The following is a 13,778-nucleotide window of genomic DNA, read 5'->3' on the forward strand; positions in this document are numbered from 1 at the left end:
TGATGAACAATTAGTAAAAGAGATATCCCAATCTTAACCGCTAACTGCAACCTCGCATTATTAGCATTCATCTTTGAAAACTACCTTGCTGTTGGTCTAATCAAAGAGATGCAGCAACTGAAGTAAGCAGAATATGACGAGTAAGTCAGGAAGCATGCTCTCTAAGCAATAACCAAATGGTTTTGCAAGGTGAGGAAGAATTATCCTTCGCTAACTATTCTTAATTCTATTTTAGCATTAGGATATCTCGATTAAACATTGTAATTAAAATTAAATAAAAATAAATATGCTTAGACACCTGAAAATCTGGGTCTAAACATATTATACGAGGTGTAGAAAAATGAATTTCAGACATAAAATATCAATCCCGATAGAAGAGGAAGCTGAGTACATAGGTAATATGTTACTCCAATTTAATCTAAAATCAAAACCGCTTACCCAAGAAAAGCCGTTCATTAGTATCAACAGATGTATAAAAGATGAAAACGGAGAAGTTATTGGCGGGATTTTGGCATGTATGGCATTATGGCATACTTTATCTATTGATACATTATGGGTAAAAGAGGAATTTCGCAATCAAGGAATTGCTAATCAATTGTTGATTATTGTAGAAGATAAGGCGATAAGTATGGGATGTTATATTGCATATCTGAGTACTTATGATTTTCAAGCTAAAGACTTTTATTTAAAAAAAGGATATGAAATTTTTGGTGTATTAGAGGATTGTCCTAAAGGACATAGGCTTTATCATTTATGTAAAAGATTATGAACTATATTAATAAGACATATCCTTTATATGCACACCAGAGGAGATTTGAGACTGTTGCAGATATACTGCTCTGATCTTAATAGGACACTATCCATTTACTGATTTGGCATGTTTGTCTCTTAACTGAAAGTAACCTAATAAGAAAAGAAGTAGATGAATTTGATTGAAAATATAAAAGAAGAAAACAATTGTATTTTACAAATAGTATTGCTATCTTTATTGCGAGGTTTACCAGAAATGTAATCTTGTTTTCCTTCTATCACTTTTTTACACCATGGCAAAATGTTACACGAATTGTAATGCTTTTAACTATGGTATATGCGGGATGGTGGAAGCGAAGTATTTACATAGGAATTGTTACTCATTGTACGTTAAATTTAGTTAACATGTTAGCCATACTTCCATTGATTTTAAATGCTTAATCATCATTATCTAGCACGAATATTCCAGCATCAAAAAACACTGCAGAACTTGCATGTGTTTTGCTCTACCTATTGATTACGATAATATAATGCAACAGATTTCACTTGATAAGGTCATTACCGTAGGAGATATACGAGATTTTTTAGCAAAATAATATTAAATTGATTGAAGGAATCGTTAGTAAGATTTGAATTGACCAGTAAGAGAAGATCATCTCTATGTAAAGAAGATTATTTTTTAAGAGGGGGTTATCATAATTGCAAAAATAAAAATAACTAAAGAGCTAATGGTTTATACAAGTATCACATTTATAGTTACATGGCTTTTATGGTTAATGGTGTTTATTCCATCTACCTCAAGAATTTTCCTATTAATCTCATCAGCCCGGATCATAAGGATCGGCACCCTTATTCCTTCTATTACAGGTCTGATTTGTGCTTATTTATTTGGCGGGATAAGTGACATAAAAGGGCTAATAAATTCTCTTTCAAATATAAAAATAGATTTAAAATGGGTGCTTTATACACTATTTCTATTTCCTTCTATTGCGTTCTTATCCTATATAGCCTTTAGACTGACGGGTGGCGATTTGCCAACATCTCATTTTCCAGTGTGGTTTATTCCGGTTGCATTCTTATATATTCTTGTTTTAATGGGACCTCTAGGTGAGGAACTTGGATGGAGGGGTTTTGCCCTAAAGAGAATGCTGTTAATATGCAGTCCATTAAAAGCAGGGTTGATCACAGGAATCCTATGGTCGATGTGGCATATACCTCTTTTTTTTATACAAGGAACAATCCAGAATGAGTTGGCTGAAAACGGCCTAATCATTGCAATTTTATGCTATTTTCTTTATACCACCTGTATATCATTGCTAATGACAATACTTTATATCAATACAAACTGCAGTTTATTAGCATGTATCTTATTTCATACAATATGTAATTTAACGTTAGGAATTGTCCCTTTAATATTAACAAAATCAGGAGCTATCATTCTTCTTTTATTTATATTTTTAATAACGACAGCAATAATATACAAATATATCCCTTCTTGGAGAAAACTCAATTAATATTCAAATACGGGTTTAATTTTAAGAAAAATTAAAAATCTGCTGGTCTAGTCTAAAACGAAAGGGTTAATCAAATTATTTTCATTATAGTATTATAAGAAATTTAGTATGTAGGTAAGGGGGCAATAGAAGTGAAGTTTATATTTATGGTTATTTTATTAATTTTTCATTGGTTTGCAATGAAAAAAATAGGGGAGATAACTTCAAAGAAATTTAACATAAAGTATTTTAAAAAGAGTGTTTTTCTTGCACCAATTAGCATAATATTTTCTTTAATATTGATAAGAACTATCGGCCTATCTTCTCAAGAGGCAGGTTTCATTTTAGGGGATGTCAAAGAAGGATTTAGATCAGTATGTTTTATAGGTTTACCTTTAGCTATAATAAGTGGCGGATTGATATTTACTATACCAAAAGAAAATCTTAAGGAAGTTAAATATGGAGAAAAACAGGTCAAATGGGAATTCATTTATGCATGGATATTTGTAGGAGTCGTAGAAGAAATTATATTCAGGGGATTTGTACAGGGAACATTGGATTCTATGATAGATGGGCATTTATTTACATTTACCTCTGCTACAATTATATCAAGTATGGTCTTCGTCCTTATTCATATAGGCAATGTTCTATATAAACAAGAGACATGGAAAGCTTTTTTGAGCATGATACCAACTAGGTTAATTGCGGCATTAGTGTTGGGATACAGTTTTCAGGTTTCAAGAAGCATAATCTATTCGGTCATAATACACAATTTAATTGATGGTTTAAATATGAGTGCCTTATACTTTAGGAAAAAAGCCATAAGGGGTAAATACGAAGCTTAAAGATAAAACTTTTCTCAAGTGTAGTAGCTATAAATTCCATAAGACAAGTAGCTATAAATTCCATAAGACATGGACAAGCTATGGGTTATAGGAAGACCTTTGGTCTCCTTTGTATGACTATAACAAATTGTTATTTAATGGTATAATACGTATAAGTAGATAAGTGTGCCGTAAGCGGGCCAGCAAGGCTAGCCCCTACAATAGGCATATCAATGCGTAAGGGAGACCGTTGGTCTCCTGCATAATGACACATTCTTTATTTTACATGTAGCAAATGGAGGTGCAAATAAGTGAAATATCCATTTGACTGTATAAGCGAATTTATATTTGTTGAAACAGATGTTGAAAAATCAGATGTTATTTTAATTCCAGGGGCTAGTCAATTTTAAATTATGGAAAAAGCAAGAGAACTAAAGCATATAAGGCAATAACTATAATGACAAAAGGGGATTAAAATTATGGAATATGAAATTATACATTTACCAAAAGAGAAATGGAAGGGAACTATAATTCCAATAAAGTATACGACAGATAAATATTACGATGTTATAGTAAATAAAACAGATAAAGGATTTGCTATTGAGATCGAAAAGAAAGAATTTATAGAGCCAGTAACCCATACACCAGAAGAATATGATTTCCCAGATAAATTATATGCAGATCACTGGGAGAATTCCTATGCTTGGGGAGTTTTAGTTAATGATGAATTAGTTGCTGCAATAGAAACTGAACAAGAATTATGGTCTAATCGTCTAAGAATTACAGAGCTTTGGGTAGCAGAGAAATATCAAAATCAAGGAATAGGTCATTCGTTAATTGAAGTGGCAAAGGAGCAAGCAAGAAGAGAGCGTCGTCGTGCTATTATATTAGAAACACAATCCTGTAATGTCAATGCAATAGATTTTTATCAGCACGAAGGCTTTAGCTTGATTGGTATGGATACTTGTTGCTACAAGAACAATGACTTACAAAGAAAAGAAGTAAGATTAGAATTTGGATGGTTTCCAGAAGAAAAGAAAAGATTAAATCATAAAGAAATAGAAATTAGAATGGAAACAAAGGATGACTGGTACAATGTAGAGTTAATGACACAGCATGCATTTTGGAATAAACATCATCTTGGCTGTGCCGAACATTACCTTGTGCATAAATTACGTCAACATAAAGACTATCTTCCAGAGTTAAGCAGAATAGCAGTAAAGGATGGAGAGGTAATAGGATGCATAATGTATTCAAAGGCACAAATTGTTGATGATGCAGATATACATGAAATTATAACCTTTGGACCTCTTTGTGTAGATCCTAAATGGCAAGGATGCGGAGTTGGTGAGTTATTATTAAGAGAAACAATGAACCTAGCTGCAAATAAAGGATATAAAGGGATTGTAATTTTTGGAGAACCAGACTATTATCCTCGAATAGGATTTAAAACATGTAATAATTTTAATATTACAACTGCTAATGGTAAAAACTTTGATGCATTTATGGGAATTGAATTAACAGAAGGCAGTATGAAAGGTATAAAAGGAAAGTTCTACGAATCGGAAGTTTTCAGAAATCTTCCAAAGGAAGAAGTGGAAAAATATAATAAAAATTTCCCACAACTTCAAAAATTAAGATTCCCAGGACAGTGGGATTAAATAAAAAACCTATAGGAGACGGATTGATTCCATAAAGGTGTAACAATTTATGATTTACAACTATAAGGCTGGATTGAAATTGAAATCTGGCTGTTATATTTTTGTGAAATATACCTAAAAAAGTCTACATTATACTCGTTTGTAGTGAAACAGTAAGTAATAACTCCTTTACTGCTTTAGATGACATTGGAATAAGTGAAAAATCCTAAAAGAAATTATTTTGAGGTGAGGAAGTTGGAATATATTGAAAACAAGTTTATTTTGAATATAGTTACTGAGGATTTACTTAAAAATGTTTTAAATATTTATGATACAAATGAAGAGTATTTTAAAATTTCAATGAATGGAAAGCCTTCAATAGAAACTATTATTGAAGATAAAAATGATATACCACCAGGTTCAAATTTTCGAGACAAGAACTACAAACTAATATCTATAAATGGTCAAGACATTGGAATTATAGATTATATAATGAACTATCCAGATGAAGATGCAGTATACATAGGATTATTAATAATTCATGGAGATTTTCATAGACAAGGATATGGAAGAGCATTTATTGAAGAGTTTACAGCAGGTATGAGAGAAAAGGGGTATCACAGATTAAGACTGGGTGTACTAAAGCAAAATAAAAATGGATTAGAGTTTTGGACAAGAATGGGATTTAAAGTAGTAAAAGAAATAAATAGTACAATTCATCCTGAAAGGAACTGGGAAATTAAAGTTATGGAAAAAACAATTTAAAGCAGTTAATAAAAAGCTTGGCATAGTAGGAACATACCAGGCTTTTCATATTTCCCATCTTCTTGTCCTACCATACACTCTAGCTGCTATTATCCTTTTTAAGCACTTGGAATATCTTATTCCAGATTTCTTTTTTTGCTTGATTAGATAATATGTGCCTAGACAAATCTTCATATAAGACTTGTTTCATTGTTTGGAATATAGATGTCAAACTTGAATCAGTATTAGAATCATCAAAAGCCTTTCAAGCTATCACCCCCTAAAAAATAGTTTCTAATAAAAGTTCATATAATAATAGGATAGAAAATAACTCCTTTTGGTTTTACTAATATAATCAAACATAATTGAAATGGGAATTTTGCCATGGTAATATAGTACTGTATGAGAAAATTAAGGGTAATAAGCAGAACCATGTAAAATCAAGTAAAATGTTATAGTAAAGGGGAAAAGACTATGGTAGAGGAGTTATCGCTTGCTCAACTTGTAAGTAAGGCTCAAGGAGGAGAAGCTAGTGCATTTGAGAAGGTTTATTCTTTAACAAACAACAAAATATATTACTTAGCACTTAAAATGGTTAAAAATCCAGATGACGCATTAGACATTGTACAGGATAGCTATATTGCTGCATTTTCTAAGATAAATACTTTGCAAAATCCAGAGGCTTTTCTATCATGGATGTATAGGATAACAGCAAATAACTGCAATAAGTTCTTTATAAATAACAAAAAAACTATTTTTTTTAATAATGAAGACGATAATCCGCTTGATAACATATCAGAAGAAAATTATGAGTTCTTGCCGCAAGATGCTATAGATAATGCAGAATCACGTAGGCTTATTATGAATATTGTGGACAACCTACCAGATGCTCAGAGAACATGTATTATTTTATACTATTTTAGTGAAATGTCAGTCTCAGAAATTGCAGAGATTATGGAATGCAGCGAGGGTACAATAAAAAGCAGATTAAATTACGGACGAAAATATATTAAACAAGCGGTCCTAGATTTGGAAGAAAAGGAGGGTACTAGGTTATATACATTTCTACCATTTGGTGCCATTGCTGCATTATTTCAAGATATTCCAGAGGACACATTTAGTAGTACGCAATACACAGGAAGAATGTGGGATGAAATAAGTTCTAGAATATCCAAGCCTGGTACTACAACAGTAAGCACTGTAGCAGGAAGTACAGCAAGTGGTGCAGCAAAAGCTGGTATTTTGGCTACTATAAAGGCAAAAGTTATTGCAGGAATAATAGGAGTTACAGTGGCAGTGTCTGGAGCGACAATGATTGTTAATTCTTCTCCAGCCTTAAGCTTTGAAGATCCAGCCTTCGAAGCAGGAATTAGAGCAGCAATAAACAGACCAACAGGAGAGATTTATAAGAAGGACTTAGAAAAAGTTTGGGGAATGGAAGTTACTGAGGAAGGATTTAAATTTGTTCAAGGTCATGAAGAACACCTTACTTGGCTTTCAGAAGAGCCATCTGGAAGCATAGAAAAAACCTATTCTCTAAAGGATGCAATGTATTTAAATAAATTGGATTATTTTGCAATAAATAATGTTTCAATAGATACATTTGAACCACTTTCTGCTACAGGAGTTAAGAACTTAATATTATCTAATGCAGATGCAGATGATTGGGACAGCTTGGGAAGTTTATCAGATTTAAATAATTTACATATTTCATACTCCTTAGAACCACCTTTCAACAAACTGCCAAGTATGTCAGGATTAAAAGAGTTAAAAAGCTTTCGAATGTCACCAAATTATATGGATGATAATATTGTACCCATGGATATTTCATCAATTTCTGAGGCAGAGTCCTTAGTAATGTTAGAGCTTAGTGGAGTAATCATAAAGGATTTAAGTCCTTTATCAAAACTTAAGAAATTGAAGGCCTTGGAATTAAATAGTGTTACTATATACGATGTAACTCCACTTGCAGGGCTGAACCAACTAATGGCTATAAGCATAGGCAGTACTCAGCAAATAGAAGGCAGGGAAACCTTTAGAAGTTTACCAGCTCTTGAAATACTACAAGTTTATGATTCTCCAGGAATATCTCTTTCAGAAGATGAATGGGCAAAAAGACAGATGGATATTGAAGGTGTGGTAGTAAATTACAATCATTTTGGAAGAAACATAGGAGAAGAATATAGAGCTGTAATGAATAAAATCCATGAGTCTATAAAACGTTAAAAGACAATAGAATAAAAAAATTAAATTGTTTTCAGAAAATAAAACCTATAAGGCATTGCTAGTATCTAACATATAAGTAACAAAAACTAATCAAAAGAGTTAATGCTTTATAGGAAAAAGGTAAAGAATTTACGACTAAAAATGATAGCATTTAAGGATATACAGACAAAAACAGTGTATCTTCTTGGGCAAAACAAGGAGTAGGGGTATTAGCAAACAACAACATTATGTCAGGAACTTCAAAGACCACGCTTTCACCTAAAAGCTCCGCTAATATTGAACAAAGTCTGTTGTTAGCTTACAGACGCTATAATATTGAATCAAAATAGCAACTATTTTAGCAATTGCTGCTTTAGTTTTCGTTACTCAATGTTTCTTTGGTTATAAAGTCTTTAAGTTTTGAATTATGATTATTTACGCAAGAGAAAGCGTAATAATTCCTATTGTCATTAGACATATACCAACTAGCTTTATCTTAGTCAATTTTTCTGAAAGAAATTTAACACCAAGAAATGTACCAATCAGTATGCTAAGCTCCCTTATAGGAGCCACGTAGTAAACAGGAATAGAGACCATAGCCGTAAGCACTAAAATATAAGATAAAGGGGATAATATTGCTACGGTAAGAACGCCCTTTTTATGATGAAGTATTAATTGTTTGAGCTTATCTTTTCTACCTAGTGCATAGGGTGTAAGAAGTAGGACTCTTCCTAAATTTGATAACCAATCTAGAAGAATTGGCGGTAACATAAGCTTGCTCACGGCTATCTTATCAAAAATAGTATAAGAGGCAATTGCCAGACCACATAAAAAAGCATAAACTAGAGAGCTATCTTTATTTGAATTAATAATTAAGGCAGGATTTCCCGTAATTGAAACAATTCCTAATATGATTAAAAGGATACCAATTATTGCAACTAAAGATGCACTTTCCTTTAAGAAAATAATTGCTATTATAGTTGAAAATAGTGGGCCTGTCCCACGAGCTAAAGGATATATTATAGATAGATTTCCAACACGATAGCCTCTGTTTAGCAATATGAAATAAACAGAATGTAATATTGTACTTCCCAGAATGAAAGGAATAAAATGAAATTGGAAATTGATATCATAAATAAATAAAGATGCTAAAACGAATGGGAAATAAATAATAGAAGAAGTAAGTGAAAATAACCAAATGAAGGTTGAATCACTTTTAATCTTTTTCGTAGCATAGTTCCATGTAGCATGACAAACTGCAGAAAAAATAATCAGTGAAAAGCCGATGATTGTCATTAAAGCCCTCCATTGTGAGAGATATATTTTCCTTCATATGATATTATATATATATAAACGATAGATGTTAAGTCCCAAATATAGATATTAAAAAATATAATAGGACAGCTAAACATTGAACTGATTCTGTCAAGTAGGCATTATGATTTTCAATATTTGAAGGATGAGGATGTTGAAGGGAGTTGTACTTTATCTTTTGTTAGGTCTTAATTAAATCAGATAATATTGTAATAATCTAATTTACTGAAACAAATAATAAAATATTTAAAACCTAGTATGATAAAAAATATTTGGCATAAGAAGAAATAAACAGGTTAATACCATTAAAATACCGTATTATTCAGGAATGAATTTTACGGTATTTTTTATACTAAATTATTAAGAACAAGATATTGGTGCAAGGATAGGTTATACAAAAAGTCATTTATAAAAAATCTTTAAAAAAGATTGACTTTTGTGGCAAATATTTATAAGATATATATCAATACGATACATATCTTATAAATATATAAAAAGGAATGATAAAATGATAAGATTTATAATTTTAGGTTTCCTAACTTGTGGGCAATTTACAGGCTATGATATTAGACAAATGATGACTTATAGCACTTCAAATTTTATGAGTGCCAGCTTTGGTAGCATATATCCTGCATTAAATAAATTAGAAAAAGAAGGGCTAATAAGCTCAACAAAAGTTATCGAAAATGGAAGATTTAAAAAGGTATATACTATTAATAAAACTGGAGAAGAAGAATTTATGACTTGGTTAGAAGAGCCTATAGATTTTATGAGATCTTATGAGGACATTCTTGCTAAGGTATTTTTTTATGGAAAGCTCCCAAAGGAAAAGATTAAAGAACTTTTAGAGCAATTAATCAATGATATCAATAAAAAAATAGAAGAACTCCAAAATCTTGAGACTATGATTAAGAACGGAGCAGGACATTTTGAAATATCAACCCTTTATTTTGGGATAGATCATTTAAAATTCATGGCTGACTGGTATAGAAAATTTGCAAATGATTTAAATAGTATATAAAGGAGGCTGTGTAAATTGAAGGCATTGATACTTAATGGGGAATTAAAAGAAGGAAATAGTATTGGAATAATAAACAAACTTACAGAAGAAATACTTGTTGAAAAAGGATATGAGGTGAAATCTGTTTTACTTCGTGAAAAACAAGTAGGCGAGTGTATAGGCTGCTTTGGCTGCTGGGTAAAGACACCAGGAATTTGTATAATAGATGACTATGGTCGTTCTCTTACAGAAGCTATTATAAATATGGATACTGTAATATATCTTACTCCTGTTGTCTATGGAGGATATTCATCTGAACTCAAAAAAGCTGTAGATAGAATAATTCCACTGATCTTACCATTCTTTAAAAAAATTGAAGGTGAAATACATCATAAGGAAAGATATAAAAATTACCCAAAGATAGTAGTGCTTGGCGTGATGCCAGAAGAAGATAGTGAAATGGAAGAAATATTTAACAGCCTTATTAGGAGAAATTCTCTAAATTGGTATAATTCATTTACGGGAGGAACAATAAAAAACGCATTAGAAGATGATATTATAAGCCAATTAAAGCAGAGGCTTATTGCTTTGGAGGTGGGAAAATGTTAAAGGAGAAGAAAGCTTTATTATTAATTGGAAGCCCTAAGGTCAAAAATAGCACCTCAGAATCCTTAGGAGGTTATTTGCTTGAAGGGCTAATTAAAGTTGGATATACAAGTGAAAGGCTTCATATACGTTCTATACTTAAAAGTAACGTAGAAGAACTTTTCAGTGGGGTAAATGCCGCAGATATAATTATAATTTCCTCTCCCTTATACGTAGATAGTTTACCATCACCATTGATAAGAGCATTTGAACTTATAGCTAATAACAGAAATGAAAAGAAAATAGATAAAAAACAAAGTTTAATTGCTATAGTAAACAGTGGATTTCCTGAATATTTTCATAATCACACTGCTCTTAGGATATGTGAAAACTTTGCATGTAGAAACAAATTTGAATGGCTAGGAGGTTTTGCATTAGGAGAAGGAGGAGCTATAAGTGGAAATCCTATTAAAAATCTAGGTGGAATGACTAGAAATATAGTAAAGGCTTTAGATATGGCAGCAGAAGCAATAAGCAATAATGAGAGTATTCCTATGGAGGCTATAGATTTGATGTCAAGAAAATTAATTCCCATAGGTATGTATACCTTTATTGCCAACAGAGGATGGGAAACCCAAGCTAAGAAGTTTGGTGTTAATAAGGATCTATATGCGAGGCCATATATTAAAGAATAATAGAATTTTTTATTGGATAATATTATTAATATATAGGATAACATTACAATTTTCAAGCAACTGAATTTACAAAGCAAAAATGTGGTTTTTTGAGAATCTATGCTATAATATATACATCCATGCTGTAAATATTAAATAGCACTTAAAAACTTTACTTTTACTAAGGAGTGAATAAGGTGTGTAGACTAAGAAATCATCTTCAAATTAAATAATAAAATTTGAGGAGGATAATAATGAATAAAATAATAATTAAAGAAGATGTTATGCCTAGTACTGAAGAATTGCTATATTTGTATAATGACGTAGAATGGCATGCTTATACAGCTGACAAGATAAATCTGAAAAAAGCTATTGATAACTCGCTGAAGGTAGTAACTGCTTGGGATGATGAAAAGCTAGTTGGGTTAATTCGTGTAGTAGGAGATGGGCATACAATAATTTATATACAAGATATTTTAATTCTAAAAAGCTATCAAGAACAAGGTATTGGCAGCAAACTATTAAAACTAATTCTAAAGAAATATAAATCAATTTGTCAGATCGTTTTAATGACAGAGCAAACTGAAAAAACAGTAGGGTTTTATCAAAAAAATGGAATGGCAAAAGTTGATGATTACAACGGGGTTGCCTTTGTAAAATATAACTAGGGTATATTATTTATATGCAATTTATATAAGTACTAAAAGCTGGAGATGAACTGTAGCAATGAGTTATCTTCTTGCTAACAAAAAAACTAGTAGGCTTATTATAATAGAAAGCCACTAGTTTTTTTATTTTGATTATTTTTGCAACCCTTATATAAATCCTATAAGATTTAGAAAAAATATATAGTAGAAAATTACCATATTTACACTGTAAATTATTTCAAATAATATCTTGATATATATTTTTTACAAATGTAGAATATATATAAAATGAAGCTCTACATTTGTTTGAGGAGGAAAAAATATGCTTAGAAAAAGAATTGCTAGTTTATTTGATTTGCGTCATAAAAAGAAAGGTTTTACGTTTATTTTAATGATAATTCTACTTGCTAGCACTTTAGGATTATGTATTAGCTGTACTCAGAGCACAGATTCTAAATCTAATGATATGATTATTTATGAAAACAAGGAACTTGGGTTTTCAATGGAACTTCCACAGGAATGGAAGGATAGATATATCATAGAAGAATTAGAGGATGGTATTGATATTTTTAGTAAAAAGAACTACCAAGGAGGATTACTTTTTAGTTTAAGACGAGTAATAGGAGAATTGATTACAGAAGAAGATATGAAGCAAGCACCTGTTGGGCAGAAAATTGTTCTACAAGATAATGGATACACCTATTTTATAAGAATGCCATCTGATGTACAGTATCCGCCTGATAATGAAGAACTAAGTCAAGAATACACGTCTATGTCCGAGCAGGTTTCTGAAATCATCAAAAGTATATCAAGTGTTGGGAATCAAAAGCCTAAGGCATTAAACGAGGGATTTAAGGTAGTAGGAACCAGCTTTTTTACTTTAGAGATACCAAGTGACTGTGACATAAAAACCTTTGAGGATTCTGTGCTGTTATGGGATATTTATAAAGGCAATGACAGGATAGGATATATTGATATGGTTCCATATAAGGCTATAGAGTCAACAGAAGAAAATATAGGTGATGAAAATATAATACATATGACAAATGATGAGATACAGCGAAAAGCGAGGATACAGCTGTTTACTGATGATTTAGATCAAACAGCAAAAGAAAAAATTAAAGAAAGTTTCTTATTCACAGATGGCCCCTATAATGTTGTAGATTTGCAATCTACAGCAGGATTATACCTTGATGGCGGAGGTAAAAAAATATTTGGGAAGATAGAAGATATTCAGATGGAAAATGGAGTCCCTGTGGCTATTAATATTAAGGTAATGGAGTTCATATCTGATGGGCCAGATGGTGAAAAAAATCCTAATGGCTTTCATATTAAAGATTTAAATAAGATTGAAGGATATTCCCTAGAATCCAGTGTTTTAGTTGCACCACTTGTAGCACCAAACTATAGCACCTATAGCACTTATGGAATATATCCCTTAGACGAAGTTTTTATTGAAAGCTACGAGCATCTAAAAGACTTTTTTTATGATTTTATCATAGGTAAAGACGGTCAATTAAAAATCATCCTAGGACACTATGTACCTTAGAAGGTCGTTTATTTTAAAATAGTACTAAAGTTATATTTTCCTAATTAAAATATAGAAAAATAACGAAGATTTTCTCTTAAATCAATAAATTGTTGACGTGCTTTTATAAGTACGTCTTTTGTTTTTTTGTAATAAATATCAGAAATATACTGAAAATTTAAAATTTTTTTATTTATTTTATTAATAGCTCTAAGGCTGATGTAGTATGGACTAAGTAAATTAGCTTCCATTTATGGGAACGATTTCCTGCATAAACCTGTAAAAATACAGGCTTGACATTTATTTAATAGTCATATACTATTGACAAAAGTCTTCCGGAATGGACTTATACAGAAAATACAGAAAATTCATGC

The 13,778-nt window shown here is 31.2% G+C and carries 13 protein-coding genes and 1 pseudogene; 12 read left to right on the forward strand and 2 right to left on the reverse strand.

Annotated features, from left to right (window positions below; genetic code table 11):
* The first annotated feature begins 340 nt into the window (after positions 1-340).
* The 7 genes and pseudogenes from BLV37_RS04380 to BLV37_RS15540 form a co-directional block, all read left to right on the forward strand.
* Complete coding sequence (locus BLV37_RS04380) at positions 341-769, forward strand: GNAT family N-acetyltransferase (protein ID WP_091727830.1); 429 nt, start codon at positions 341-343, stop codon at positions 767-769.
* A gap of 709 nt (positions 770-1,478) precedes the next feature.
* Positions 1,479-2,264, forward strand: coding sequence for a CPBP family intramembrane glutamic endopeptidase (locus tag BLV37_RS04385; RefSeq protein WP_091727832.1), 786 nt, complete (start codon positions 1,479-1,481; stop codon positions 2,262-2,264).
* Between the two features lie 131 nt (positions 2,265-2,395).
* The gene (locus BLV37_RS04390; RefSeq protein ID WP_091727835.1) at positions 2,396-3,088 is read left to right on the forward strand and encodes a CPBP family intramembrane glutamic endopeptidase; all 693 of its coding nucleotides are present in this window, start codon (positions 2,396-2,398) and stop codon (positions 3,086-3,088) included.
* A 458-nt stretch (positions 3,089-3,546) separates the two neighbouring features.
* Entirely contained in the window at positions 3,547-4,728 is a 1,182-nt protein-coding gene (locus tag BLV37_RS15285; RefSeq protein ID WP_244270466.1) for a GNAT family N-acetyltransferase, read from the forward strand.
* A 261-nt stretch (positions 4,729-4,989) separates the two neighbouring features.
* Positions 4,990-5,472, forward strand: coding sequence for a GNAT family N-acetyltransferase (locus tag BLV37_RS04405; protein WP_208975198.1), 483 nt, complete (start codon positions 4,990-4,992; stop codon positions 5,470-5,472).
* Between the two features lie 453 nt (positions 5,473-5,925).
* Entirely contained in the window at positions 5,926-7,677 is a 1,752-nt protein-coding gene (locus BLV37_RS04410) for an RNA polymerase sigma factor (RefSeq protein ID WP_091727841.1), read from the forward strand.
* Between the two features lie 170 nt (positions 7,678-7,847).
* A pseudogene (locus tag BLV37_RS15540) lies at positions 7,848-8,006 on the forward strand (hypothetical protein); the annotation flags it as partial.
* A gap of 85 nt (positions 8,007-8,091) precedes the next feature.
* Here BLV37_RS15540 and BLV37_RS04420 read toward each other — a convergent pair.
* A complete protein-coding gene (locus tag BLV37_RS04420; protein WP_091727844.1) occupies positions 8,092-8,952 on the reverse strand; it encodes an EamA family transporter in 861 nt (286 codons plus the stop codon).
* Positions 8,953-9,478: 526 nt separating this feature from the next.
* Here BLV37_RS04420 and BLV37_RS04425 point away from each other — a divergent pair.
* The 5 genes from BLV37_RS04425 (at position 9,479) to BLV37_RS04445 (ending at position 13,425) form a co-directional block, all read left to right on the forward strand.
* Positions 9,479-9,991, forward strand: a complete 513-nt coding sequence (locus BLV37_RS04425; protein WP_091727847.1) for a PadR family transcriptional regulator — start codon at positions 9,479-9,481, stop codon at positions 9,989-9,991.
* A 15-nt stretch (positions 9,992-10,006) separates the two neighbouring features.
* A complete protein-coding gene (locus tag BLV37_RS04430; RefSeq protein ID WP_176967870.1) occupies positions 10,007-10,579 on the forward strand; it encodes a flavodoxin family protein in 573 nt (190 codons plus the stop codon).
* Positions 10,573-11,250 carry an NAD(P)H-dependent oxidoreductase gene (locus BLV37_RS04435; protein ID WP_091727853.1) on the forward strand — a complete coding sequence of 226 codons (678 nt, stop codon included), beginning with the start codon at positions 10,573-10,575 and terminating at the stop codon, positions 11,248-11,250. The genes BLV37_RS04430 and BLV37_RS04435 overlap by 7 nt, the downstream gene beginning before the upstream one ends.
* A 233-nt stretch (positions 11,251-11,483) precedes the next feature.
* Positions 11,484-11,897, forward strand: coding sequence for a GNAT family N-acetyltransferase (locus BLV37_RS04440; RefSeq protein ID WP_091727855.1), 414 nt, complete (start codon positions 11,484-11,486; stop codon positions 11,895-11,897).
* A gap of 301 nt (positions 11,898-12,198) precedes the next feature.
* A complete protein-coding gene (locus BLV37_RS04445; RefSeq protein WP_091727858.1) occupies positions 12,199-13,425 on the forward strand; it encodes a hypothetical protein in 1,227 nt (408 codons plus the stop codon).
* A 44-nt stretch (positions 13,426-13,469) separates the two neighbouring features.
* On the opposite strand, the gene BLV37_RS14815 is transcribed toward BLV37_RS04445, so the two are convergent.
* On the reverse strand, positions 13,470-13,655 hold the full coding sequence (locus tag BLV37_RS14815; protein ID WP_143031480.1) for a hypothetical protein: 186 nt from the start codon (positions 13,653-13,655) through the stop codon (positions 13,470-13,472).
* Between the last annotated feature and the right edge of the window lie 123 nt (positions 13,656-13,778).

The sequence above is a fragment of the Proteiniborus ethanoligenes genome, assembly GCF_900107485.1.
Classification (GTDB): Bacteria; Bacillota; Clostridia; order Tissierellales; family Proteiniboraceae; genus Proteiniborus; species Proteiniborus ethanoligenes.